This is a genomic window from Klebsiella sp. KTE92, assembly GCF_000398905.1.
GTDB classification, from domain to species: domain Bacteria; phylum Pseudomonadota; class Gammaproteobacteria; order Enterobacterales; family Enterobacteriaceae; genus Klebsiella; species Klebsiella variicola.
The window spans coordinates 2,756,961-2,782,774 of sequence record NZ_KB976100.1; the positions used below are offsets into that span (position 1 = coordinate 2,756,961).

General features: G+C 61.3%; 21 protein-coding genes and 1 riboswitch. Of the genes, 13 read left to right on the plus strand and 8 right to left on the minus strand.

What is annotated here, in order from left to right; genetic code table 11:
• The first annotated feature begins 16 nt into the window (after positions 1-16).
• The 4 genes from A1WC_RS12375 to A1WC_RS12360 all read left to right on the plus strand — a co-directional run bounded on the left by A1WC_RS12375 (position 17) and on the right by A1WC_RS12360 (position 5,233).
• Complete coding sequence (locus tag A1WC_RS12375) at positions 17-952, plus strand: ABC transporter substrate-binding protein (protein WP_008804789.1); 936 nt, start codon at positions 17-19, stop codon at positions 950-952.
• A gap of 306 nt (positions 953-1,258) precedes the next feature.
• Positions 1,259-2,644: a diaminobutyrate--2-oxoglutarate transaminase gene (locus A1WC_RS12370; protein WP_008804788.1), complete on the plus strand. Its 1,386-nt coding sequence runs from the start codon at positions 1,259-1,261 to the stop codon at positions 2,642-2,644.
• A 9-nt stretch (positions 2,645-2,653) separates the two neighbouring features.
• A complete protein-coding gene (locus tag A1WC_RS12365; protein WP_163589946.1) occupies positions 2,654-4,135 on the plus strand; it encodes a pyridoxal phosphate-dependent decarboxylase family protein in 1,482 nt (493 codons plus the stop codon).
• Between the two features lie 204 nt (positions 4,136-4,339).
• Entirely contained in the window at positions 4,340-5,233 is an 894-nt protein-coding gene (locus tag A1WC_RS12360; protein ID WP_032691197.1) for a LysR substrate-binding domain-containing protein, read from the plus strand.
• Positions 5,234-5,468: 235 nt separating this feature from the next.
• On the opposite strand, the gene A1WC_RS12355 is transcribed toward A1WC_RS12360, so the two are convergent.
• The 4 genes from A1WC_RS12355 to A1WC_RS12340 form a co-directional block, all read right to left on the minus strand.
• Positions 5,469-6,659, minus strand: a complete 1,191-nt coding sequence (locus A1WC_RS12355; protein ID WP_016161106.1) for a cytochrome c biogenesis protein/redoxin — start codon at positions 6,657-6,659, stop codon at positions 5,469-5,471.
• Positions 6,660-6,761: 102 nt separating this feature from the next.
• Complete coding sequence (locus tag A1WC_RS12350; RefSeq protein ID WP_016161107.1) at positions 6,762-8,105, minus strand: sensor histidine kinase; 1,344 nt, start codon at positions 8,103-8,105, stop codon at positions 6,762-6,764.
• Positions 8,102-8,842 (minus strand): response regulator, encoded by a 741-nt coding sequence (locus tag A1WC_RS12345; RefSeq protein WP_004180014.1) that lies wholly within the window; start codon positions 8,840-8,842, stop codon positions 8,102-8,104. The genes A1WC_RS12350 and A1WC_RS12345 overlap by 4 nt, the downstream gene beginning before the upstream one ends.
• 86 nt (positions 8,843-8,928) lie before the next feature.
• Positions 8,929-9,921 (minus strand): alpha/beta fold hydrolase, encoded by a 993-nt coding sequence (locus A1WC_RS12340; protein WP_016161108.1) that lies wholly within the window; start codon positions 9,919-9,921, stop codon positions 8,929-8,931.
• A 243-nt stretch (positions 9,922-10,164) separates the two neighbouring features.
• Here A1WC_RS12340 and A1WC_RS12335 point away from each other — a divergent pair, with 243 nt between their 5' ends.
• The 7 genes from A1WC_RS12335 to pqqF all read left to right on the plus strand — a co-directional run bounded on the left by A1WC_RS12335 (position 10,165) and on the right by pqqF (position 16,817).
• Positions 10,165-11,184: a dipeptidase gene (locus A1WC_RS12335; protein ID WP_016161109.1), complete on the plus strand. Its 1,020-nt coding sequence runs from the start codon at positions 10,165-10,167 to the stop codon at positions 11,182-11,184.
• 136 nt (positions 11,185-11,320) lie between these two features.
• A complete protein-coding gene (gene pqqA, locus A1WC_RS26295; RefSeq protein WP_002905689.1) occupies positions 11,321-11,392 on the plus strand; it encodes a pyrroloquinoline quinone precursor peptide PqqA in 72 nt (23 codons plus the stop codon).
• Positions 11,393-11,446: 54 nt separating this feature from the next.
• Positions 11,447-12,373: a pyrroloquinoline quinone biosynthesis protein PqqB gene (gene pqqB, locus A1WC_RS12330; RefSeq protein ID WP_008804781.1), complete on the plus strand. Its 927-nt coding sequence runs from the start codon at positions 11,447-11,449 to the stop codon at positions 12,371-12,373.
• On the plus strand, positions 12,367-13,122 hold the full coding sequence (pqqC, locus tag A1WC_RS12325; protein ID WP_008804780.1) for a pyrroloquinoline-quinone synthase PqqC: 756 nt from the start codon (positions 12,367-12,369) through the stop codon (positions 13,120-13,122). Before pqqB ends, pqqC begins: the two co-directional genes overlap by 7 nt.
• Before the next feature lie 2 nt (positions 13,123-13,124).
• Positions 13,125-13,403 (plus strand): pyrroloquinoline quinone biosynthesis peptide chaperone PqqD, encoded by a 279-nt coding sequence (pqqD, locus tag A1WC_RS12320; protein ID WP_008804779.1) that lies wholly within the window; start codon positions 13,125-13,127, stop codon positions 13,401-13,403.
• A complete protein-coding gene (pqqE, locus tag A1WC_RS12315; RefSeq protein WP_012968140.1) occupies positions 13,390-14,532 on the plus strand; it encodes a pyrroloquinoline quinone biosynthesis protein PqqE in 1,143 nt (380 codons plus the stop codon). The genes pqqD and pqqE overlap by 14 nt, the downstream gene beginning before the upstream one ends.
• A complete protein-coding gene (gene pqqF, locus A1WC_RS12310; RefSeq protein ID WP_016161110.1) occupies positions 14,532-16,817 on the plus strand; it encodes a pyrroloquinoline quinone biosynthesis protein PqqF in 2,286 nt (761 codons plus the stop codon). Before pqqE ends, pqqF begins: the two co-directional genes overlap by 1 nt.
• Here pqqF and A1WC_RS12305 read toward each other — a convergent pair.
• From A1WC_RS12305 to A1WC_RS12295, 3 genes are all read right to left on the minus strand, one after another.
• Positions 16,814-17,551: a glutamine amidotransferase gene (locus A1WC_RS12305; protein ID WP_008804776.1), complete on the minus strand. Its 738-nt coding sequence runs from the start codon at positions 17,549-17,551 to the stop codon at positions 16,814-16,816. The genes pqqF and A1WC_RS12305 overlap by 4 nt on opposite strands.
• 111 nt (positions 17,552-17,662) lie before the next feature.
• Positions 17,663-19,573, minus strand: coding sequence for a penicillin-binding protein 2 (gene mrdA, locus A1WC_RS12300; protein ID WP_016161111.1), 1,911 nt, complete (start codon positions 19,571-19,573; stop codon positions 17,663-17,665).
• A 221-nt stretch (positions 19,574-19,794) separates the two neighbouring features.
• The gene (locus A1WC_RS12295) at positions 19,795-20,427 is read right to left on the minus strand and encodes a LysE family translocator (RefSeq protein WP_004898401.1); all 633 of its coding nucleotides are present in this window, start codon (positions 20,425-20,427) and stop codon (positions 19,795-19,797) included.
• Positions 20,428-20,444: 17 nt separating this feature from the next.
• A riboswitch (ZMP/ZTP riboswitch) is annotated at positions 20,445-20,524 on the minus strand.
• Between the two features lie 341 nt (positions 20,525-20,865).
• Between A1WC_RS12295 and katG the strand changes: the two genes are divergently transcribed.
• A complete protein-coding gene (gene katG, locus A1WC_RS12290) occupies positions 20,866-23,043 on the plus strand; it encodes a catalase/peroxidase HPI (RefSeq protein WP_012541632.1) in 2,178 nt (725 codons plus the stop codon).
• A 34-nt stretch (positions 23,044-23,077) separates the two neighbouring features.
• On the opposite strand, the gene zapE is transcribed toward katG, so the two are convergent.
• Positions 23,078-24,139: a cell division protein ZapE gene (gene zapE / locus A1WC_RS12285; protein WP_016161112.1), complete on the minus strand. Its 1,062-nt coding sequence runs from the start codon at positions 24,137-24,139 to the stop codon at positions 23,078-23,080.
• A 262-nt stretch (positions 24,140-24,401) separates the two neighbouring features.
• Here zapE and A1WC_RS12280 point away from each other — a divergent pair, with 262 nt between their 5' ends.
• Entirely contained in the window at positions 24,402-25,814 is a 1,413-nt protein-coding gene (locus tag A1WC_RS12280) for an MFS transporter (protein WP_016161113.1), read from the plus strand.

A 25,814-nucleotide genomic window follows, 5' to 3' on the forward strand; every position in this document is an offset into this window, starting at 1 on the left:
TAATAAAGGAAAACAGATGAAAAAGTCGCTTTTCGCCGGGGCAACCCTGACGGCACTGGTCAGCGGCCACGCGCTGGCCAATGAACCGCTGACGCTGGTGCTGGACTGGTACATTAACCCCGACCATGCGCCGATTATGGTGGCCGAGCAGATCGGCGCCTTTAAGGCTCAGGGGCTGGACGTCAAGATTGTCCCTCCCTCCGATCCCGCGCTGCCTCCCCGCATGGTGGCCGCCCGTCAGGCGGATCTGGCCATCACCTACCAGCCGCAGGTGCACTTCTTCGCTGACGAAGGGTTACCGCTGGTGCGCGTCGGGACCCTGATTAACTCGCCGCTGAACACGGTGATCGCTCTCAATAAGCAGATCAAAACTCCGGCAGATCTGCAAGGTAAGAAGGTGGGCTATTCGGTCAGCGGCATTGAGCAGGCCACCCTGTCGACCATGGCGCAACACGCGGGTATCGATCCGGCCAGTATCAAACTGGTTAACGTCAATTTCCAACTGACCAGCGCCCTGCTGGCGGGCCAGGTGGACGCGGTCATCGGCGGCTACCGTAATATAGAAGCACAGGAGCTGAAGCTGCAGGGCAAAACGCCGGTAGTGATGAACGTCGAAGATTACGGCGTGCCGGCCTATGACGAGCTGGTGATTGTCGCCCATCGCGACGCGATTCATGAGGCCAAGATCCGTAAATTCCTCACCGCCCTGCAGGCCGGAGTGAGCTATCTGCGCGCCCATCCGCAGGAGAGCTGGGAGGCGTTTGCCGCCGCCCACCCGGAGCTGAAAACCGAACTCAACCACCAGGCGTGGCTGCAAACCGTGCCGCTGTTCGCCACCGATCCGGCGGCGCTGGATAAACCGCGCTACGAAGCTTATGAACAGTTTTTATATAACAATAAGTTGGTGAAAAAAGTCACACCTTTAACAAATTATGCGGTGGAACTGCATTGAGACTTGCTATCGCTGACGGAAGGCATTCCGTCAGCGTTTTAACGCAGCGGCAATAAAAATATAGAGACTTTCTCACTAATAATTACACTTTAAAGGGTTATCGTGACACGCAGTTGTTCTATTATAATTCAGCAGGTTACGTTAATTATTGCCCCGGTAAGAATAACGTCAAAATAACGCAATCAATAAAACGTTGAATGCGGATTTAAAAAGCCATATATTGTGCGCGCTTTATGAATGCCAATTCAATTCCTTAGACCAATTATTCAACCAGCGTTCAACCGCAATGCTGGTTGTGGGAGTGATATGATGACGGATAAAGTCCGTATTGATACTTTACGTGCCGATTTATTAGACGCAAACAACGAAACCTTTTTGGCCCGTCAGGCCGAATTCGAATCGAATGTCAGGAGTTACCCGCGTAAGTTACCGCTGGCTATCACTAAAGCTGAAGGCGTGTGGCTGACGGATGCGGATAACAAACAGTACCTGGACTGCCTCGCGGGCGCCGGTACTCTCGCTCTGGGCCACAACCACCCTGATGTATTGCAGAGCATCCAAAGTGTCATTACCAGCGGCTTGCCGTTACATACCCTCGATCTGACTACCCCGTTAAAAGATCGTTTCTCCGAATACCTGCTCTCTTGCCTGCCGGGCGAAGGGAAAGAGTATTGCCTGCAGTTCACCGGTCCTTCCGGCGCTGACGCCGTGGAAGCCGCGCTGAAACTGGCGAAAAAATACACTGGCCGTACGGCGGTGATCAGCTTCTCCGGCGGCTATCACGGGATGACCCATGGCGCGCTGTCCGTCACTGGCAACCTGTCGCCGAAAGCAGCGGTTAACGGCATGATGCCGGAAGTCCAGTTCATGCCTTACCCGCACCTGTATCGTTGCCCGCTGGGCATCGGCGGCGAAGCCGGCGTGAAAGCCCTGACCTACTACTTCGAAAACCTGATCAACGATGTGGAGAGCGGCGTCCGTAAACCGGCGGCGGTGATCCTCGAAGCTGTGCAGGGTGAAGGCGGCGTGAACCCGGCGCCGGTTGAGTGGCTGCAGCGCATCCGCAAAGTGACCGAAGAGCATGGCATTCTGCTGATCGTCGATGAAGTGCAGGCTGGCTTTGCCCGTACCGGTAAATTCTTCGCCTTCGAGCACGCCGGTATCCAGCCGGACATCATCGTGATGTCGAAAGCGGTCGGTGGCGGTCTGCCGCTGGCGGTGCTGGGCATCAAAAAACAGTTCGACGCCTGGGAACCGGGTCACCACACCGGCACCTTCCGCGGCAACCAGCTGGCGATGGCTACCGGCCTGACTACCCTGCGTCACCTGCGCGACAACAAGATTGCCGACAAAGTCGCTGCCCAGGGCGAGTGGCTGAAAGGCAAACTGGCCGAGCTGCAGAAGCGCTACCCGGTCATTGGCCACGTACGCGGTCTTGGTCTGATGATCGGTATCGAAATCGTCAAGCCGAACGAAGCGCAGGATCACATGGGCTGCTACCCGGCTGACGGCGAACTCTCTGCCCTGCTGCAGAAGAAATGCTTCGAAGCGGGCCTGATTCTGGAGCGCGGTGGTCGTCACGGCTGCGTGCTGCGTCTGCTGCCGTCCCTGCTGATCAGCAACGCGGAACTGGATGTGTTCCTCGACAAATTCGAACAGGCCCTGCTGGCCGCCGGCGTAAAGCCGGTCTGAGTGGAGTCAGTGACCACCATGTCCACATTGAATCCGATTCTTGCTGGTTCAGCGCAGAGCGTTGAAGCCTATCAGCAGGTTATCGAGCAGACCAGCCATGCCGTTGTGCAGTGGCTGAAGCAACCTGAGATGTATCAGGGGAAAAGCGTTGACGAGCTGCGTGAGCGTATCTCCCTTGAATTTAACGAACAGGGTTTGGGTAACCAGGCGGCGATTGATCGTGCGATCGAGTACTTCCTGAAAGACAGCCTGTCGGTGCATCACCCGCAGTGCGTGGCGCACCTGCACTGCCCGAGCCTGGTAATTAGCCAGGCGGCGGAAGTGTTGATCAACGCCACCAACCAGAGCATGGACTCCTGGGACCAGAGCCCGTCAGCAACCATCATTGAGATGAAGCTGATCGAATGGCTGCGCGCCCGGGTCGGTTATCCGGCTGGCGACGCCGGCGTCTTCACCAGCGGCGGCACCCAGAGCAACCTGATGGGCCTGATGCTGGCGCGCGACGCCTTCTTCGCCCGTCAGGGGCACTCCATCCAGCAGGATGGGCTGCCGGGGGATATCCGCAAGTACAAAGTATTGTGCTCGGAAAACGCCCACTTCTCGGTGCAGAAGAACATGGCGCTGATGGGCCTCGGCTACCGCTCGGTCACGCTGGTGAAAACCGACGAATTCGCGCGGATGGACGTGTCCGATCTGAAAGCGAAGATTGCGCAAGCGCAGGCTAACGGCGAGCAGATCATGGCGATCGTCGCCACCGCCGGCACCACCGACGCGGGGGCTATCGACCCGCTGCGCGACATCGCCGGTATCGCCGCGGAACATCAGATCTGGCTGCACGTTGACGCAGCCTGGGGCGGCGCGCTGCTGCTGTCTGAGCAGTATCGTGACTACCTTGACGGTCTGGAGCTGGTGGATTCCGTTACCCTGGACTTCCACAAGCAGTTCTTCCAGACCATCAGCTGCGGCGCCTTCCTGCTGAAGGACGCGCGCCATTACGAGCTGATGCGTTATCAGGCGGCCTATCTGAACTCCGAGTTCGATGAAGAACACGGCGTACCGAACCTGGTGTCTAAGTCGCTGCAGACCACCCGTCGCTTCGATGCGCTGAAGCTGTGGATGGGTCTGGAAGCGCTGGGCCAGAAACAGTATGCGGCGATCATCGATCACGGCGTCACGATGGCGAAAAACGTGGCGGAGTACGTGAAGTCGCAGCCGACGCTGGAGCTGGTGATGCAGCCGCAGCTGGCGAGCGTGCTGTTCCGTTCCCGTCCGGCGCAGATGGCGCAGAGCGACGCGGCGGCTATCGCGCTGCTCAACCAGCGCGTCGGCGATGCCCTGCTGGCTTCCGGCCGCGCTAACGTTGGCGTGACCGAGCATAACGGTGTCACCTGCCTGAAGCTGACCCTGCTGAACCCGGTGGTGACGCTGGATGACGTGAAGGTGCTGCTTAACCTGGTGGAACGCACCGCTCAGGAGCTGCTGGCGCAATAACCTGCCCTAGCGGGCGGCGCCTGCCGCCCCGCTGTCAGCCTTACCTGCAATAAGCCGATAATCTCCTTATCGGCTTTTTTATTTCTTTCCGCGCCACTGACGTTCTCTGCTCCCTGGCTGGTCGCTGGGCCCGTTGACGCCTGCCTTTCGCGATGCCACAGTATTATCCCGAGAATAACGACGTTCAGGATAAACATCCTGAAAATGAGGATGATGATGGAGAAACGCTTACCGGGACTGGATCTCGACGCCCTGCGTAGCTTTGTGACCGGCATGGAGTGCGGCAGTTTCGCCCAGGCAGCGCTGCGCCTGTCGCGTTCCACTTCGGCCGTCAGCGCCCAGCTTAAAAAGCTGGAGAGCCAGTGCGGTACGGCGCTGGTGGCCAAACAGGGGCGGCATCTGGTGCTCACCGCGGAAGGCGAAAAGCTGATGAGCTACGCCAGACGACTGCTGGCGCTCAATGATGAAACCCTGCGCGCGCTGCAGGGCGAGCGGCTCACCGGCGAGATCCACCTTGGTATGCAGGAAGATTTTGGCGAATCGCTGATGCCGGGGATCCTGGGGCAATTTAAACGGCATCATCCGCAGGTGCGGATAGTCGCCAGGGTGGATCGCAATGGTCCGCTGCGCCAGGCGCTGGCGGAAGAGGCGCTGGATCTGGCGCTGCTGTGGCAAACCGAAGATCAGGGTCCCGGGATGGGCCGCTGCCCGCTGGCGTGGATTGCGCATCCTGACCTGGATATTGGTGCACTGCTAGCCTCCGGCGAGCCGATGCCGCTGGTGATGTTCGATAGCCCGTGCCTGATGCGCTCCCGCGCTATCGCCTGTCTCGATGCCGCGGGGATCCCCTGGCAGGTGGTATTCGTCAGCCACAGTCTGAACGGCATCTGGGCGGCGGTACAGGCTGGCCTGGGGCTGACGATACGCACCCGCATCGGCATGCCCGGCAACCTGCGCACCGTCGCCGGGCTGCTGCCATCGCCAGGTAGCCTGGCCGTTAACCTGCAACAAACCCCGCGCGAGGGACAGCATTCCGCCGCCGTGGCGCTGCTAGGAGACCTGATGACCGAGGCCCTGCAGGGGTGGGTCGAGATGTGACGTTGTCACGCTACTTCCATTCACCCTCACCCTCTCCCTGAAGGGAGAGGGAACCGTTCGGCAGTCACCGACAATGGGCATCCAGCGCCTCTCCCGCTTCGATGCCCGGTGGCGGCTGCGCCTTACCGCGCCGACATTCTCCCTGCGCGCTCCTGTAGGCCGGGCAAGCGCAGCGCCGCCCGGCATCAGGTATAAGGGCTGGAGGGAACCGTCCGCCAGACGCCTACGCCGCGGGTCAGGCTTTGCTCTCCTGCAGCAGCTGCTGGATCACCTGCTCCTGGCGGGCATAATCCCCTTCGCCGAAGGCGGTATAACGCAACTGTCCGCGAGCGTCGAAAATGTAATGCGCCGGCCAGTACTGATTGCCGAAGGCATTCCAGATGGCGTACTCATTATCCGCCACCACCGGGTAGGTTATCCGCCCGTCCTTCACCGCCTGGCGCAGCAGCGGCAGCGAACGCTCCCAGGGATATTCCGGGGTATGGACGCCAATCACCACCAGCCCGGCCGCACGGTATTTGTTCGCCCAGTCGCGTACGTAAGGCAGGGTATGCTGACAGTTGATGCACTCCCGGGTCCAGAAATCCACCAGCACCACTTTGCCCTTCAGACGCTCCGGAGTTAACGCCGGGCTGTTGAGCCACGCGCTGCCTCCCGCCAGGGAAGGCATCGCGCTGCTGGGCTGCGGCGCGGCGATCGGCTGGAGGATGGTCTTTTGCTCCGGCTGCGGCAGACGGGCGGCCAGCCGCTGCTCCAGCGCCTGACTCCAGCCTCCCGCACTTTGCAGATAGCGATCGCCGCCGCTGGCGATCAGTGCCACCGGGGCCAGCATCGCCACCCCCGCCAGCCGGCGCAGCCGTTCGCCGAACGCCAGCCCACGACGCAGACGGGCAATCAATGCTGCACCACACCACCCCAGCAGGAATAACATCAGCGCCCCGCCGCTGCCGTAGGCCAGCAGCAACCCGCCGGTGGTCGCCTGGCCCGGATGCACAAAGCCCAGGCTGAGTATCGCCCCCAGTACCGGCCCGGCGCACGGGGCCCACAGCAGGCCCACCGCCAGCCCGGCCAGCAGCGAACCGATCCAGCCGCGCAGGCGTGAGCTGGCGTTGTTAAGCTGATTTCCCAGCGCCACCAGGGGTGAGGTCAGCCGCTGCGCGACGCGCTGCGAAAGCAGGCTCAGCCCGACCAAGGCGAAGAACGCCAGCGCCAGGCCGCGGCCTGCGAGGGTCAGATTCACCACCCAGCCGCTGGCGACCGTCACCAGCCACGAAACCGCGCCGAACATCAGCGCCATTCCAGCCAGCATAATTGCCAGCTGCCCCCGGCGGCCCCGGACGCTGGCGAACAGCAGCGGGATCACCGGCAGCGTACAGGGGCTCAGCAGAGTTAACATTCCGCCCAAAAATGCAATGAATATCGACATCGCCTTCTCCTCATTATGTCGTCGCTGCCGAGAGTGGCAGCCACGACATTACCGCAAGGCCATGTAAGGCGAATGTGTCGGGAAAGGGGGAGAATTGTCGGCTTAGTTATCCGTCTGCGCCGGAGATACAGCAGGATACAATCCCGCCGCGGCAAGGCGAACGCTGGCGTCCAGGCCGCCCTGTGGGCGGTTGGCCAGGCGCAGTGCGCCGTTCATCTGGCTGACCAGCTGCGCGGCGATCGCCAGCCCCAGACCGGTGCCGCCGGTATCGCGATTGCGCGAGTCCTCCAGGCGATAAAACGGCTGCAGCACCGCCTGTAGCGCGGCCTCCGGGATCCCCGGCCCCTCATCCAGTACATGGAGGGTGACATCCCCGGCGGCGTCGCGGGTCAGAGTTACCGTGACCGTGGTGCCGAATTTCAACCCATTATCGATAAGGTTAGTCATCACCCGGCGCAGGGCCTGCGGTGGGATCCACACCACCCCGGCGGTCTCCTCCGGGCAAAAACGCACCGGCCGGCCGACATCGGCATAATCGCAGACGATGGTGTCGAGAAAGGCGTCAAGGTTCAGCCGCTGGCGCGCCTCCGCCAGTGGCTGCGAGGTGCGGGCGAAGGCGATGCCCTCCCGCACCAGGCGGGTCATATTGTCGAGATCCTGCAGCAGCTTATCGCGCAGTTCCGGCTGGTCGGCCATCTCCACCCGCAGCTTCATTCGGGTGATCGGGGTTTGCAGATCGTGGGAGATAGCGGCGAGGATCCGCGCCCGCTCCTGCAGATGGTCGTGGATGCGCGCCTGCATCGCGTTAAACGCGCGAGCGGCACGGCGGACCTCTTCCGGCCCCTGCTCGGCCATGGTTCCCGCCGTGTCGCTGGCCGGTTCAAGGGCGTCCACTGCGCGGGTAAAACGGGTGATGGGCAGCAACACCTGGCGAACGGCATACCAGGCGCAGGCCAGCAGGAGAACAAACTGAGCGATCAGCACCACCGGCAGCCAGCGGGCGATGGCCGGTAGCTTCGGCCACAGATCGAGAGTCAACGGGGCGCCGTCGTGGAGGGTAATATGGGCCTGAATATGCTGCCGCGGGCCGGGGATCGTCACAATACTTACCGGATACTGCGCACTCAGCGCCTCCTGCAGGGAGCGGGCTGCGTCCCGGGCGCGCCAGCTGTCCGGGTAGTCGCCGCGCTCGCCGGAGCCCAGCAGATAGCGATAATTGCCGCGCGCCAGCTTCGGCAGCCATTGCGGGCGCTCAGCGGCCGGCAGGCGGTCAAGGATCGCCACGCTGGTGGCGACATCGGAAGCCAGATTGTCCAGCATCACGCTGCGAGCGCTGCTCATGCGCTCATAAAACAGCAGCGACAGGGTTAAAGTATTCGCCAGCAGCAGCGCCAGAAACAGCAGCGCTATCAGCCTCGACTGCAGCGAGGCGGGCCAGAACCTCATTCATGCCTCTCGCGGATGGAGACCGGCACCGACAGCACATAGCCTTCGCTGCGCACCGTTTTAATGTAGGCCGGCTCGCGGGCATCCTCCCGTAGCCGCTGGCGCAGTCGGCTCACCAGCAGGTCAATTGACCGCTCAAACAGTTCCGCGTCGCGTCCCTGGGTCAGATTCAGCAGCTGGTCGCGGTTCAATACCCGCTGGGGGTGATCGAGAAACACCCGCAGCAGCCGATACTCCGCCCCGCTGAGGGCGACGATGGCGCCGCTGTCATCCAGCAGGTGGCGGGCGGCAGTGTCGAGCAGCCAGTCGCCAAAGGCGATCAGCCTGCCCGCCTCGGTGATCTGCAGATTGGGCGGCAGCGCCCGGGTGCGGCGTAAAATGGCTTTGATGCGCGCCAGCAGTTCGCGGGCCACAAAGGGTTTAATCAGATAATCATCAGCTCCCATTTCCAGGCCGAGGATCCGGTCGCTGTCGTCGGTGCGGGCGGTGAGCATCAGCACCGGAATATCCTGCTGCGGGTTGGCGCGCAGCTGGCGACAGAGCGTTAAGCCGTCCTCGCCCGGCATCATGATATCCAGCACAATCAGGTCAATTTGATGATTTTTGAGCACCGACCACATGGCTTTGCCGTTCGCCGCGCCGCTGGCGCGATATCCCGATTTTTCCAGATAGTCGACAATCAGTTCCCGAATATCGCGGTCGTCATCGACGACCAGGATGTGGTCAATACGCTCCAAAGGCTGCTCCTGCGGCAAAATAAACTCTTCACAAGCATAAGCCGTGTTGCCGGAAGCGCAACGTCGCGCCGCCGGCAAGGCGCGGATTACAAACGGTCAGCGTCCACCACCGCCTGGACAAAGTCTGCCGGGTCCTCCTGCGGCGGATTATGGCCCACCGCCCCCTGCAGATCCCGGTGTTCATATTTTCCGCTAAATTTAGCCCGGTAGCTGGCGGGAGCCGGATGCGGCGCGCCGTTATTCGCCCCTTCAAGGGTGATGGTGGGCACGGTTATCGGCGGTAGCGCCGCCAGCCGTTGTTCATAGCCGGCATACTTCGCTTCCCCCTTCTCCAGCCCCAGGCGCCAGCGGTAGTTGCTGATGGTGATCGCCACGTGGTCCGGGTTATCCAGCGCCCGGGCGGTTCTGGCAAAAGTCGCGTCGCTGAATTTCCACTGCGGCGACGCCTGATGCCAGATAAATTTCGCAAAGTCGTGGGTGTTCTGCCGGTAACCGGCTTCGCCGCGCGGGGTGGCAAAATAGAACTGATACCACCACGACAGCTCCGCCTGCGGCGGCAGCGGTTTTTCGCCAATCTGCTGACTGCTGATCAGATACCCGCTCACCGAGACCAGGGATTTCACCCGCTGCGGCCACAGCGCGGCGACGATATCCGCCGTGCGCGCGCCCCAGTCAAAGCCGGCCAGATCCGCCTGCCTGATGTTCAGGGCGTCCATCAGATGGACAATATCGGCCGCCATCGCCGACGGCTGACCGTTACGCGGCGTGCTGGCGGAGAGGAAACGGGTCGTGCCGTAGCCGCGCAGATACGGCACAATGACCCGGTAACCCTTCTGCGCTAAAGCCGGCGCCACCTGAGCATAGCTCTGAATATCGTAGGGCCAGCCGTGCAGCAGGATCACCGGCTGGCCGTCGCGCGGGCCGATATCCACGTAGCCTATATTCAGGTCGCCGGCGCGGATCTGGTGGATCTTGTCGAACGCCCCCGCGTCTTCCGCGGCGCAAACGGCAGCGGACCACAGGGTGGATAACCCCAGCGCCGCGGCGCTGGTATAGCGGATCAGGGATAATCTGTTCATCACTTTCTCACCTTTTATCATCATCAAGAGAGTACGTGACCAGTAAAGCGGAAATTTGTATCTGCCATGTGCCCGACCGGGGCCATTTTTATCTCTTAATGTCAGCGCTGCGCCGCGAGATACAGTGTGATACAGAGTCGAGGTTGGCAATTGTTGCGGGCATGTGAATTTATGCTTGCCCCAGGAGATAAATCCGTTACCGTGGCAGGCATTTTTCACCACTTAAGAACGCAGGTACCCGCTATGGAGATTTTTGATGGTCACAATGACCTGCTGCTGAATCTCTGGCTTCACCATCGTGAGGATCCGGTAAGCGCCTTCTTTGCCGGGATAGAAAACGGCCATCTCGACTATCAGCGTATCCGCCAGGGCGGGCTGGCCGGCGGCCTGTTCGCCCTCTTTGTGCCGCCGCAGGAGTATATCGCCCGCGTGGCGCCGCAGTACGCCAGCGAGGCGTGGGATCCGCTGGCGATCCTCTGGCAGCAGTTGGCTATCCTCAAGGCGATTTGCGCCCATGACGCCAGCCGCGCGCGGCTGTGCCTGAGCGCGGCGGATATCGAACGCTGTCGCCAGGATAACGCGCTGGCGATGGTGGCGCACATCGAAGGTGCTGGCGGGTTCGACGCGCAAGGCGAAGATCTGCAGGCCTTTTATCGCGCCGGGGTGCGCAGCATTGGTCCGTTCTGGAACATCGCCAATCGCTTCGGCTGCGGGGTCACCGGCGCCTTTCCCGGCAGCCCGGACAGCGGGCCGGGTCTCACTCGCGAGGGCATTGCGCTCATCGCTCAGGCCAACGCCCTGAAGATGCAGATCGATGTTTCGCACATGAATGAACAGGCCTTTTGGGATACCGCTCACCATTCCACCGCCCCACTGGTGGCCACCCACTCTAATGCCCACGCCCTGTGCCCACAGCCGCGTAATCTGACCGACCGGCAACTGCGGGCGATCCGTGACAGCGGCGGCGTAGTGGGCGTCAATTTCGGCAATGCTTTCCTGCGCGCCGACGGACGGCGCGACAGCGACACGCCCATAACCACCATTGTCCGGCATATCGACTATCTTATTAACATAATGGGTGAGGATCATGTGGCTCTCGGCTCGGATTTTGACGGCATCACCCTGCCCGACGAGCTGGGCGATGTGGCCGGCTTACCGCGGCTTATCAATGCCTTGCGGGACAATGGCTATGATCAATTGGTGCTGGATAAGCTGCTGTGGAACAACTGGCTGCGGGTATTAAAAAAGGTTTGGCAACAATAGGTTATATTGTAAACATAAAGTTAATTCCTTACAGATTCCGGGTTGATCTCTCTCCCGGTGAAGCGCAATATGCGGCGGCCGTCACAGATCCAGCATTATCCGTGAGGCCTGTCGTCATTTTTAAGAGGAACACAACATGTGGAAGAAACCTGCTTTTATCGATTTACGTCTCGGTCTGGAAGTGACGCTGTACATTTCTAACCGTTAATCGCCCCGCCCGCCGTTCGCGCGGGCACCTTCATTCATTACCCGGTCCGTCTTCATGTTCATTAAAGTCCTCGGCTCCGCCGCCGGCGGCGGTTTCCCGCAATGGAACTGCAACTGCGCCAACTGTCAGGGTCTGCGCAACGGCACCATTCAGGCCAGTGCCCGCACCCAGTCGTCGATCATCGTCAGCGATAACGGCAAAGAGTGGGTGCTGTGCAATGCCTCGCCGGATATCAGCCAGCAGATTGCCCATACCCCCGAGTTAAATAAACCCGGCGTACTGCGCGGGACGTCTATCGGCGGCATTATTCTCACCGACAGCCAGATCGACCACACCACCGGGTTGCTGAGCCTGCGCGAAGGCTGCCCGCACCAGGTGTGGTGCACGCCGGAGGTTCATGAGGATCTCTCCACCGGCTTCCCGGTGTTTACCATGCTGCGACACTGGAACGGCGGCCTGGTGCATCATCCCATCGCCCCGCAGCAGCCTTTTACCGTTGACGCCTGCCCTGATTTGCAGTTTACCGCCGTGCCTATCGCCAGCAACGCGCCGCCCTATTCGCCGTATCGCGACCGGCCGCTGCCGGGCCATAACGTGGCGCTGTTTATCGAAAACCGCCGCAACGGGCAGACGCTGTTCTATGCCCCGGGGCTGGGTGAGCCGGATGAAGCCCTTCTGCCGTGGCTGCAAAAAGCGGACTGTCTGCTGATCGATGGCACCGTCTGGCAGGATGACGAGCTGCAGGCCGCCGGCGTCGGGCGCAATACCGGTCGTGATATGGGACACCTGGCGCTCAGCGATGAGCACGGGATGATGGCCCTGCTGGCCTCCCTGCCGGCAAAACGCAAAATTCTCATTCATATTAATAACACCAACCCGATCCTTAACGAGCAGTCTCCCCAGCGCCAGGCGCTAACGCAACAGGGGATTGAAGTGAGCTGGGACGGGATGGCAATCACCCTTCAGGATACCGCATGCTGATCACCGACACGCTGTCGCCGCAGGCCTTTGAAGAGGCTCTGCGGGCTAAAGGCGCCTTCTACCATATTCACCACCCTTACCACATCGCCATGCATAACGGCGAAGCGACCCGCGAGCAAATTCAGGGTTGGGTGGCGAACCGGTTTTATTACCAGACCACCATTCCGCTGAAAGACGCGGCGATTATGGCTAACTGCCCGGATGCGCAGACCCGGCGCAAATGGGTGCAGCGGATCCTCGACCACGACGGTAGCCACGGCGAAGATGGCGGGATTGAAGCCTGGCTGCGGCTGGGGGAAGCAGTCGGTTTGAGCCGCGACGACCTGCTCAGCGAGCGTCACGTGCTGCCCGGCGTGCGCTTCGCGGTGGATGCCTATCTTAATTTCGCTCGTCGCGCCTGCTGGCAGGAGGCGGCCTGCAGCTCCCTGACCGAGCTGTTCGCCCCACAGATCCATCAGTCGCGCCTCGACAGCTGGCCGCAGCACTATCCGTGGATCAAAGAGGAAGGCTATTTTTACTTCCGCAGTCGTCTGAGCCAGGCTAACCGCGACGTTGAGCATGGTCTGGCGCTGGCGAAGACCTACTGTGACAGCGCTGAAAAACAGAACCGGATGCTGGAGATCCTGCAGTTTAAGCTCGACATCCTGTGGTCGATGCTCGATGCCATGACCATGGCCTACGCTCTGCAGCGCCCGCCCTATCACACGGTCACCGACAAGGCGGCCTGGCACACGACCCGACTGGTGTAATCATGCAAAAAACGTCCATCGTTGCCTTTCGTCGCGGCTACCGACTGCAGTGGGAAGCCGCCCAGGAGAGCCATGTGATCCTCTATCCGGAGGGAATGGCTAAACTCAATGAGACCGCCGCGGCGATCCTCGAGCTGGTCGATGGCCGGCGCGACGTCGCGGCGATTATCGCCATGCTTAACGAACGTTTCCCGGAAGCCGGCGGCGTCGATGACGACGTCGTCGAGTTCCTGCAGATCGCCTGTCAACAGAAGTGGATCACCTGCCGTGAGCCAGAATAAACCCGCCGTCAATCCGCCGCTGTGGCTGCTGGCGGAGCTGACCTACCGCTGCCCGCTGCAGTGTCCCTACTGTTCCAATCCGCTGGACTTCGCCCGGCAGGAAAAGGAGCTGACCACCGAACAATGGATCGAGGTCTTTCGCCAGGCGCGAGCGATGGGCAGCGTACAGCTGGGCTTTTCCGGCGGCGAGCCGCTGACCCGTAAAGATCTGCCGGAGCTGATCCGCGCCGCGCGCGACCTCGGGTTCTATACCAACCTGATCACCTCGGGAATTGGGCTAACCGAGAGCAAACTCGACGCCTTCAGCGAGGCCGGGCTGGACCATATCCAGATTAGCTTCCAGGCCAGCGATGAGGTGCTCAACGCCGCTCTCGCCGGCAATAAAAAAGCCTTCCAGCAGAAGCTGGCGATGGCCAGAGCGGTAAAAGCGCGCGACTACCCGATGGTGCTGAACTTCGTCCTCCACCGGCACAACATCGACCAGCTCGATAAAATTATCGAGCTGTGCATTGAGCTGGAGGCCGATGACGTCGAGCTCGCCACCTGCCAGTTTTACGGCTGGGCGTTTCTTAATCGCGAGGGGTTACTGCCGACCCGGGAACAGATCGCCCGCGCCGAGCAGGTGGTCGCCGATTACCGGCAGAAAATGGCCGCCAGCGGTAACCTCACCAACCTGCTGTTCGTCACCCCGGACTATTACGAGGAACGCCCGAAAGGCTGTATGGGCGGCTGGGGATCGATTTTCCTCAGCGTCACTCCGGAAGGCACTGCGTTGCCGTGCCACAGCGCGCGCCAGCTGCCGGTGGCGTTCCCGTCGGTGCTGGAGCAGAGTCTGGAATCGATCTGGTATGACTCGTTCGGCTTCAACCGTTATCGCGGGTATGACTGGATGCCGGAGCCGTGCCGCTCCTGTGATGAAAAAGAGAAAGACTTCGGCGGCTGCCGCTGTCAGGCCTTTATGCTGACCGGCAGCGCCGATAACGCCGACCCGGTGTGCAGCAAATCCCCACATCATCACAAAATCCTTGAGGCCCGGCGCGAAGCGGCCTGCAGCGACATCAAAGTCAACCAGCTGCAGTTCCGCAACCGTACCCGCTCGCAGCTGATCTACAAAACCCGGGAACTGTAATGACGCTGGCGACCCGCACTGTCACTCTGCCGGGCGGCCTGCAGGCTACCCTGGTTCATCAGCCGCAGGCCGATCGCGCGGCGGCCCTGGTGCGGGTTGCCGCCGGCAGCCACCATGAACCGTCGTGCTTCCCCGGTCTGGCGCACCTGCTGGAACACCTGCTGTTTTACGGCGGTGAGCGCTACCGCAATGATGAACGGCTGATGAGCTGGGTGCAGCGCCAGGCAGGGAATGTGAATGCCACCACCCTGTCCCGCCACAGCGCTTTCTTTTTCGAGGTCGCCGCCGAGGATCTGGCTGACGGCGTCGCGCGCCTGCAGGAGATGCTGCAGGCGCCGCTGCTGCTCAGGGACGATATTCAACGCGAAGTCGCGGTTATCGACGCCGAAAACCGCCTGATCCAACAGCATGAGTTGTCGCGACGGGAAGCAGCCGTGCGTCACGCCGCCATCGCGCCCGCGGCGTTTCGCCGCTTTCAGGTCGGCGACGCCGGGTCGCTGGGGGAGGATTTCCTCGCGCTACAGGCGGCCTTACGTGACTTTCACCGCAGCCACTACGTCGCCCGCCGGATGCAACTCTGGCTGCAGGGGCCGCAGTCGCTGGAGGTGCTCGGCGAACTGGCGACCCGTTTCGCCACCGGGCTTGCCCCGGGCGAGGCACCGCCGCCAGCGCCGCCGCTCACTCTGGGCGAGCCCCCTCAACTGCAGCTGGCCGTCTCCAGCCAGCCCGCGCTGTGGCGCTGCCCGCTGATCGCCTTAAGTGACAATGTCACGTTACTGCGCGAGTTTTTGCTGGATGAAGCCCCCGGTAGCCTGATGGCCGGCCTGCGCCAGCGCGGGATGGCCGAGGACGTGGCGCTGAACTGGCTGTATCAGGATCAGCACTTCGGCTGGCTGGCGCTGATTTTCGCCAGCGACCGGCCGGAACAGGTCGACCGGCAGATAACCCACTGGTTGCAGGCGCTACAGCAGACGACGCCTGAGCAGCAGCAACACTACTATCAGCTGTCCCGGCGCCGTTTTCAGGCGCTGTCGCCCCTCGATCAGCTGCGCCAGCGGGCATTCGGCTTTGCCCCCGGGGCGCCGCCCACCGGGTTCGCCGATTTTTGCGCCGCCCTGCTGGCCGCCCCCACGGTCAGCCTGGCCTGCCAGACGCAGCCCCCCGGAGCAACGGTAGCCACCCAGGGCTTTAGCCTGCCGCTCAGCCGATGGTCGCCACGTCCGGTCTCTGACCCGGCGCTGGCATTCGCTTTTTATCCGCAGACCGCTGGCGACCTCAAGGCCGAAAGCCCGGCGGAAGCCGCGCCACTGCGTCACCTCCCGTCACCGGGAGAGCCGCCGACGCTCCTGCTGCGACCACCCTTCTACTGCTCGCCCACGCCGGCCGGGGGGCTGGCGCGCGGGGAACAGCTGCGTTCATTGCTTGCCGCCCTGCGCCATGCCGGGGGACACGGCGAGTGGCATCTGTTCGACGGTAGCTGGCAGCTGATCCTGCAGTTGCCTGCGTCCGGCCAACGGCCGGAGGCGATTCTGCAGGCCATCGTGCGGCAGCTCGCGCTCCCGGTCGCCCCGCTGCCCCCACCGCCGGAGAGTATTGCGATCCGTCATCTCATCGCCCAGCTCCCCGAACGGCTGGGTACGTCAGCGCACCAGGAAGGTTGGCTGGCGGCCCTGACCGGCGGCAGCGCGGAAGATGCGCAGTGGGTAGCGCGTCAGCTGAGCCGGCTTACCGTCCCGGTTAATCCGCCGATGCCCGCTCCGGCCCCCTGCCGCCGCGGCGTCGAGCGGCTGGCTTTCCCCGGGGAAGGCGCGGCGCTGCTGGTCTTTATTCCGCTGCCGGAAGGTGCTTCGCTGGCGGCCCTGCGGGTGCTGGCGCAGTTCTGCGAGCCGCCGTTTTTCCAGCGCCTGCGGGTGGAGCAGCAGATAGGCTATGTGGTGAGCTGCCGCTATCAGCGCGTTGCCGATCGCGATGGGCTGCTGATGGCGCTCCAGTCCCCGGAACGCCGTCCCGGAGAACTCCTCCGCTGCTGTAAAACCTTTCTGCGCCAGCTGGACCCCATGGATGAGGCGACCTTCAGGTTGTTACAGCAGCGGCTGGCCGCTCAGGCCCGCTCCCGGGTACCGCCGAAGGTGCGCGCCCTGGACGCGCTGCGCCAGGAGTATAACTTGCCGGGGGTGACGCCGCAGGCGGCTGACGCGCTGCGCGTTGAAGAGGTGGTCGCCCTGTGGCGTGAGATGACCCGCCGGCGTCGTCGCTGGCGAGTGCTGTTCACGACAGGGAGTTAATGGCCGGGGGCATCCGGGGTCAGAAAGTCGCTGACGAAGCGGGTGAGGATCGCCGCGGCCTGCGGGCTCTCCTGGACCTCGTCGTGTAACTGTTGTGGGTCGATGCCTTCTGCCTGCAGCACCGCCTCCCGGTAGCGGATCAGCGAGCGGGCAATCGGCGCGGTGAATTCCGGGTGAAATTGCGTGGAGACCGCCTGCGGCCCGTAGCGCACAATCTGGTGGGGATCGTGGGAGGATGCGGCCAGCACGGTAGCCCCCTCCGGCAAACGGGTCACGGTTTGCAAATGGCTCAAATGCGCGGGGAATGTCGCTGGCAGGCCGCTCAGCAGCGGGTCATCGACACCCCACGGCGAAAGCGCAATCGTTTTGCTGCCGCTTTCCCGCCCGGCAGGATGGTAAGCCACCTCACCGCCCAGCGCATGGGCCATCAGTTGATGACCATAGCAGACGCCGAACAGCGGCATGCCGATAGCCACCGCCTGACGGATCCAGTCGGCGGTCCGTTCGCTCCATGCCAGGCGATCGGACACCATTGCCCACGAACCGGTGAGAACCGCCACGGTCTGGCGATCCGGCGCCGGCAGCGGTTCATCTTCAAAGACCCGCACCGCGGTCAGCTGCGCCTGCCACGGCGCCAGCAGCGTACGGAACCAGTGCGGCAGATCGCCATGCTCCTCGCGGATGGCTGCCGGCGGCGTGCCGGTCTGAACCAGCAATAATCGGTTACGTGTCACCCTTCCTCCTCGCTCCGGGTCATGTTCCTGCCATCACTATGCCGCCCGGAAAGCCGCGGGACAAATAACCAATATCTATGAACGATGCGCGTCCGGAATAAGTCCAGCCGCTTACTGGGCATCGGCGCTGTCACGCTGCGGCACGTCAGCCGCCGCGGATGACGCCTGCTGCGGAACAAAGATGTGGTCCAGAATGGCGCGCGCCGTCGGTCCGGCCACCACCCCATCCCCGCCGCCGTTCTCCAGGATCAGCGCCATCGCCACCTTCGGATGCTGATAAGGGGCAAACAGGGTATAGAAGATATGGTCGCGCAGACGCACCGGGATCATTTTGGCGTTATAGGTCTGGTTTTGCTTCAGGCTGAACACCTGCGAGGTGCCGGACTTCGCCGCGATCTGGTACGGCGCGGTATGGAACAGCTTGTAGCCGGTGCCGTTGGGCAGATTCGCCATCCCATACATGCCGTTGCGCACAATGCCCCAGTACGGCGATTTCGGATCGCCCACCTGCGGCAGGTTCGCCGGCTGCTGATAACGTTCCACATGGTTGCCCTGCTTCATCGAATAGAGCAGATGCGGATCCTGCACCTTGCCATTGTTCAGCAGGGTGGTGAGCGCCTTCACCATCTGAATTGGCGTGGCGATCCAGTACCCCTGGCCGATGCCGACCGAGATGGTGTCCCCCTGATACCAGGGCTTTTTATGCACCCGCTGTTTCCACTCCCGGCTGGGCAGTACGCCGGCATACTCCTCATTAAGGTCGATGCCGGTGGACTGGCCGTAACCAAACTTGCTCAGCCACTCATGGATCCGGTCAATGCCCATCTCGAAAGCGACCTGATAGAAAAAGGTGTCAGCCGACTCTTCGATGGCTTTGGTCACGTTGAGCATCCCGTGGCCGGTCTTCAGCCAGTCGCGGTAGCGGCGTTGCGTGCCCGGCAGCGTCCACGTCGGCGCGCCGAAGAAGGTGGTGTTCGGGGTGATGACCCCAGCGGAGAGCGCCGACAGCGCCATATAGGGCTTCACCGTCGAGGCCGGCGGGTAAAGACCCTGAGTGACACGGTTGATTAGCGGCCGGTCCGGATTATCGAGCAGCGATTTATAGGCCTGATAGCCGATGCCTTTGACGAACGGATTAGGATCGTAGCTGGGGCTGGAGACCATCGCCAGCACGCCGCCATCCCGCGGGTCGACCACCACCACCGCCGCGCGCTGCCCCTTCAGCACCGACTCAATATACTGCTGCAGGTGCAGGTCGAGGGTCAGATAGAGATTTTTCCCGGCCACCGGCGGTACCTCTTTCAGCAGACGCACCACCCGGCCGTGGTTATCGACCTCCACTTCCTGATAGCCAGTGGTGCCGTGGAGCGCTTTTTCGTAATAGCCCTCGATCCCCTGCTTGCCGATATTGTGGTCGGCAGCATAGTTCTCCTCTTCGCCGTCTTTCGCCAGCCGCTGTAGGTCGTTGTCGTTAATTTTCGACACATAGCCCACCACGTGCGCCAGCTCGGCGCCGTACGGGTATTCGCGCTGCTGATAGCTCTCCACCGTCACGCCGGGGAAACGGAATTCGTTAACCGCGAAGCGCGCCACCTCCACGTCGCTGAGGTCGGACTTCAGCGTCACCGCTTTATAGCGGCTGTTGTGGTGCATATCGTCGCGGAAGCTGGCGATGTCATCCGGCGTCAGGTCGACGATCGGCGTCAGGCTTTGCAGCAGCGCGGCCATATCGGGAATTTTGCTCGGGATCACCTGCAGGCGATACAGGGTAATGTTCTGCACCAGCGGAATGCCATTGCGATCGAATATCAGCCCGCGGCTGGGGGCAATGGGCAGCATCTTAATGTCGTTCTGGTTCGATCGGGTCTGGTAGAAATCATGCTGCTCCACCTGCAGATGGTAGAGGTTGGCGATCAGCACGCCAAAGCAGACCACCACCAGCAGAAAAGCAATTGCGGCCCGGCGGATAAACAGCATCTCTTCCGCGGAGTGGTCGCGAATTTCATCTCTCAAAAGGGGCATTAGCGGTACATCACCTGAATCACAAGAAAAGCCAACAGCGTAACGGCCGGGAAGCATAGCCTTATCGCGGCGCCAGCCCTACTGAAAGGTTGCTAATGATCTGGCAGAAATGTTTCAGCATGTTAGAGCGTGGGAAGCCTTTCTGTGCAGGAGAAAGGCATCAGAGTGCGAGGTTAGCCAGCAACGGGGACGGCTGGCATCTGTTTACACGATCAACCCGCTTATTTTCTGGCCTCAAAAGCGATCTTAACCGCCATTCCCGCCAGTACCGTCGCCATCAGCCAGCGTTGAAATTGTTGCCAGCCCGGCCGCCGACCAAGAAATAACGCCACCTGCCCGGCCAGCAAGATAATCATGCCGTTCACCGCCACGCTGATGATCACCTGGGTACAGCCTAATATTAACGACTGACTGAGCACGCTGCCGAGTCCGGGGGTGATAAACTGCGGCAGCAGGGACAGATACAGGATGGCAACTTTGGGGTTCGCCAGGCTGGTGAGGAATCCCATCAGAAACAGCTTACGCCCACTGTCCGCGGGTAAGTCGCGCACCGCAAATATCGGCCGCCCTCCCGGTTTGATCGCCTGCCACGCCAGATAGAGCAAATAAGCGACCCCGCATAAACGCAAGGCATCGTAGGCATATGGGACCGCGAAAACCAACGCGGTGATGCCGAAAGCGGCACACAACATATAGAAGAAAAATCCCACGGCCACGCCGGCAAGGGAGATAAAACCAGCGCGTTTTCCCTGGCAAATCGAACGCGAAGTGAGATACATCATGTTGGGGCCTGGGGTTAACACCAACCCCAGCGCCACCGCGGCAAAGGCCATTAATGAAGCGAATTCAGGCATAACTTATCTCCAGCTATCGGTAATGCCCAGGCGCGCGGCGACGTCGACCATGCTCCCCGACAGTATTCTGTCTTCAGCGCCAGTCACATGGTGCCTAAGTATTAGCTTATTCTGTGTCCGCCAACAACCCCCGTACCGGACATTCGTTACGCTCGCGCAACGGACAGCCCTCATCCTTTTCTCGCAGGAAAATTGTCATATCTCAAACAATTAGCATTCCGGCTCCCTGATTGACGCAGATCGTTTCCTTTGCCGTCTCGTTACGTCTATGGTTAATGGTGAGGTTTATACTAACCGCCAGGTCTGCCTGGTCATATAAGGGGATGTTTACCCTTCGTTGAACGGAATTAGCTATTAAATCTGTAGACTCATTCAAATATCGCTTATTGGTAGCAGTGTATATCGTAATGGCATTCACAAAAGCAAACGGAGCCTGATATGAGCACGTCTAACGACCCATCCAACAACGCATCCGCCGGAAAGTGCCCTTTCCACGCCGAGACGCCAAAACAGAGCGCCGGCAGCGGCACCGGCAACCGCGACTGGTGGCCTAACCAGCTGCGTGTCGATCTGCTGAACCAGCACTCCAGTCGTTCCAACCCGTTGGGTGAGGATTTTAACTACAGGGAAGAGTTTAAAAAGCTCGACTACTCCGCGCTGAAAGCTGACCTCAGAGCGTTGCTGACCGACTCGCAAGAGTGGTGGCCGGCAGACTGGGGTAGCTATATTGGCTTGTTTATTCGCATGGCCTGGCACGGCGCCGGCACCTACCGCACCGTTGACGGTCGCGGCGGCGCAGGCCGTGGGCAGCAGCGCTTTGCGCCGCTGAACTCCTGGCCAGACAACGTCAGTCTCGATAAAGCCCGTCGTCTGCTGTGGCCAGTAAAACAGAAATATGGCCAGAAAATCTCCTGGGCCGACCTTTACATGCTGGCGGGTAACGTCGCTCTGGAAAACGCCGGCTTCCGCACCTTTGGCTTTGGCGCCGGTCGTGAAGATGTTTGGGAACCGGATCTGGACGTCGACTGGGGCGATGAGAAAGAGTGGCTGGCCCACCGTCACCCGGAAAGCCTGGCCAAACAGGCCATCGGCGCCACCGAAATGGGGCTAATCTACGTCAACCCTGAAGGACCGAACGCCAGCGGCGAGCCGTTGTCCGCCGCAGCGGCCATTCGCGCCACCTTCGGCAATATGGCGATGGACGATGAAGAGATTGTCGCCCTGATCGCCGGCGGCCACACGCTGGGTAAAACCCACGGCGCCGCCGAAACCAGCCACGTCGGCGCCGAGCCGGAAGCCGCCCCGCTGGAAGCGCAGGGTCTGGGCTGGCACTCCAGCTACGGCAGCGGCGCAGGTGCGGATGCCATCACCTCCGGTCTGGAAGTGGTCTGGACGCAGACGCCCACCCAGTGGAGCAACTACTTCTTCGAGAACCTGTTTAAATATGAATGGGTGCAGACCCGCAGCCCGGCTGGCGCTATCCAGTTCGAAGCCAAAGATGCGCCGGAAATTATCCCGGATCCGTTTAATCCGGGGAAAAAGCGCAAACCGACCATGCTGGTCACCGACCTGACCCTGCGCTTCGACCCGGAGTTTGAGAAGATCTCCCGCCGCTTCCTCAACGACCCGCAGGCCTTTAACGAGGCGTTTGCCCGGGCGTGGTTCAAGCTGACCCATCGCGATATGGGGCCAAAATCCCGTTACCTCGGTCCGGAAGTGCCGAAAGAAGATCTGATTTGGCAGGATCCGCTGCCGGCAGCGACTCATCAGCCGAGCGCTGAGGATATCGCCAGCCTGAAAACCGCCATCGCCGGCGCCGGCCTGTCGGTGAGTGAGCTGGTCTCGGTCGCCTGGGCTTCCGCCTCCACCTTCCGCGGCGGCGATAAGCGCGGCGGCGCCAACGGCGCACGCCTGGCCCTCGCTCCGCAGAAAGACTGGCCGGTCAATGCTATCGCCAGCCGGGTGCTGCCGACTCTGCAGGCGATCCAGCGCGCCTCCGGCAAAGCGTCGTTAGCCGATATCATCGTGCTGGCTGGCGTGGTCGGCGTTGAGCAGGCGGCCGCTGCCGCCGGCGTCAGCGTTAACGTGCCGTTTACCCCAGGCCGCGTCGACGCCCTGCCTGAGCAGACCGACGTCGAGTCGTTTGACCTGCTGCAGCCGCTGGCGGATGGCTTCCGCAACTATCGCCGTATCGAAGGCGGTGTATCGACGGAAACGCTGCTGATCGATAAAGCCCAGCAGCTCACGCTAACCGCCCCGGAAATGACCGTGCTGGTCGGTGGCTTGCGCGTACTGGGCGCGAACTACGACGGCAGCAAACACGGGGTGTTCACCGACCGCGTCGGCGTGCTCAGCAATGACTTCTTCGTCAACCTGCTGGATATGGCCACCGTCTGGAAAGCGGCCGATGACCACGCGGAGCTGTTTACCGGCAGCGACCGTAAAACCGGCGAGGCGAAGTACAGCGCCACCCGCGTGGATCTGGTGTTTGGCTCCAACTCTGTACTGCGCGCGCTGGCGGAAGTATACGCCTGCGCCGACGGGCAGCAGAAGCTGGTGCATGACTTCGTCGCCGCCTGGACTAAGGTGATGAATCTCGACCGTTTCGATCTGTAATCCCCCCGCCCCGGCACCCGCCGGGGCGTTTTGCTTATACCGCCCGCGGCAACTGTTGCAGGCGACTCCGCGTACGCTGAATATCCTCCAGTTCCACCCCGGCCACCAGCGTCTCCAGATCGCAGCAGGTTACCAGCAGCAGGCGGATCTGCTTTTCATACAGCACATCGATCACGTTGATAAAGCGCTGCTGGGCCGCCGGCCCCACCGTAGCCAGCGGCGGCACCTCTTCCAGTAACCAGACCGTATAGCTTTCGCTGAGCGTCAGATAGTCCATCACCGCCGTGGCGGCCTGACAGAGTTGGGCAAAGGTGAAGTGGAGCAGAGTGGATGACGCCGTGGCAGCCAGCAGGGTGCGATAACCTACCGTCAGCGAAACCGGTTCGGCAGGCAGCGACGGCAGGTCATACAGCTGACGCTGTTGTGCATTCGGATTAACCCACATCCGCCCGCTGCAGAAGGCATTATCGACGCTCAGATGACGCTGGCGATAATCCTCCTCACCGTTCAGCGCGACGACCGCCAGGTGGGCGCGGATCAGCGCGATCGACGGTAAAAAACGATCGTGATACAGCGGATTGGGCAGCAGCATCTCCGGCGGATAGTTTGACGTCGCCAACAGCACAATGCCGCTCTGAAAGAGATGCTCCAGTAAGACCTTGATCAGCATCGCGTCGCCAGGGTCGTGAAGATGAAATTCGTCGAAGCACAGCAGGCGACAGCCGGAAGTCATCTGCCTCATCACCGCCTGCAGGTCGGGCGCGCCGGGGGCATTCAGCCGCTGATGTAGCTCGCGGAAGAAGTGATGAAAATGGACCCGCCGCCGGGCGGCGAGCGGCAGGCTGGCAAAAAAGTGGTCGAGGATAAAACTTTTCCCCCGCCCGGTCCGCCCCCAGACGTACAGCCCCTGCGGCGTACCCGCCGCGGACAACAGCTGCTGGCCCAGAGCATCCAGGCGAGCGATCAGCGACAGCTGATCGTCATCGAGCGTCAGACGCGCCCGCGCCGCCTGCTCGGCCATCACACGGGTAAAGCGAAACTCAGTCGCCATCTCTGGCTGATCTGAATACGACGCCATACATCCCTCTTTTAACATTCTTATAACCTCCTGCGAGGAGGCCATTCTAGCCGCTTTCCTGCGGGTTGGCGAATCGCACAACGGGAAATACCGTCCGCGGTGATTTACTTCAATTCTTCGCCTGGCATGCGGCGAAAACTAGCATGAATCTCATTTTTCATGGTGTACCGCGATATCTTGCGCTAAAGATTGCAGCTAACGCGTAGGATTAAAAATTTAAAACTATTAACAATCAATTAACATTAGCAGGCAAACCATTCATCCTGAGGAATACAACACCATGTCTACCACCCAGGTTCTCGGCGGCGCGCCTTATGCCTCGCCCGGACAACCGCACGCCAGTTTAACCGGACGCATTGATGCGCTGCCCGCCTCCTTCGGTTTATGGTCGTTTATCACCCTGCTCTCCCTCGGTGGCTTCTTCGAGCTCTACGACCTGTTCCAGACCGGGTATATCAGCGCAGGGCTGCTGGCCGACGGGATTTTCCACACCGGGCAGGCGGGGATATTCGGGATTGCCGATCAGGCGGCTTTTGCCTCCGCCACCTTTATGGGGCTGTTTATTGGCGCCAGTCTGTTGGCGCCGCTGGCGGACAGGCTGGGGCGCCGTCTGACGTTTATGGTAGCGCTCGCCTGGTACGGCCTCTTTTCGCTGCTGATGGCGACGCAGAGTAGCGCGGAAGGGGTGATCTTTTTCCGCTTTCTGGTGGGGATCGGCCTCGGTATTGAGCTGGTGACTATTGATACCTATCTCAGCGAATGGATGCCAACCCATCTGCGCAATAAAGCGTTTGCCTTTGCTTTCTTCATCCAGTTCCTGTCGGTTCCGGCGGTGGCGCTGATGTCCTGGATGCTGGTGCCAACCACCCTCTTCGGCCTCAGCGGCTGGCGCTGGGTGATCATCTTTGGCGCGCTGTTCTCGCTGGCGATCTGGTTTATCCGCAAAAAGCTGCCGGAGTCAGCGCGCTGGCTGGAAAGCAAAGGGCGGCATGATGACGCGCATGCGGTGATGAGTGAGATGGAAGCCCGCTGTGGCGTGACGCCGTCGCCGAAGCATGCGCATGCGCATGCGGCACAGAGCGTCGTCAAACGCGGCACCTTCCGCGAAATCTGGGCGCCGCAGTATCGGCAGCGCACCCTGATGCTAATGGTGATGAACTTCTTCCAGGCGATCGGCTTCTTCGGCTTTGGCAACTGGCTGCCGGCGCTGCTCTCCGGTCAGGGGGCCAGCATCACTCACAGTCTGCTGTACGCCTTCTTTATCACCCTCGCCTATCCTCTGGGCTGCCTGTTCTGCACCCGCTTCGTGCATCGCTTTGAGAACAAGTGGCAAATTGTCCTCTCCGCGCTGATGACTGTCATCTTCGGGACCCTGTTCGCCCTGCAAAACAGCCCGATTCTGCTGGTGATCTGCGGGTTTATGATCACCTGGTCCAACGCCTGGCTGACCATCAGCTACCACGCCTACCAGGCCGAGGTGTTCCCGACCCATATTCGCGCCCGCGCCGTCGGCTTCTGCTACTCGTTCAGCCGGCTCTCCACCGCGGTGACCAGCATCCTGATCGGCATTATTCTGCAATACGCCGGCACGCCGGGGGTGATTAGCTTTATCGTCGTCAGTATGCTGATGGTGATGCTGTCGGTAGGGATCTTCGGCCCCAAAACGCGGGGTATTCGTCTGGAGAATATCTGA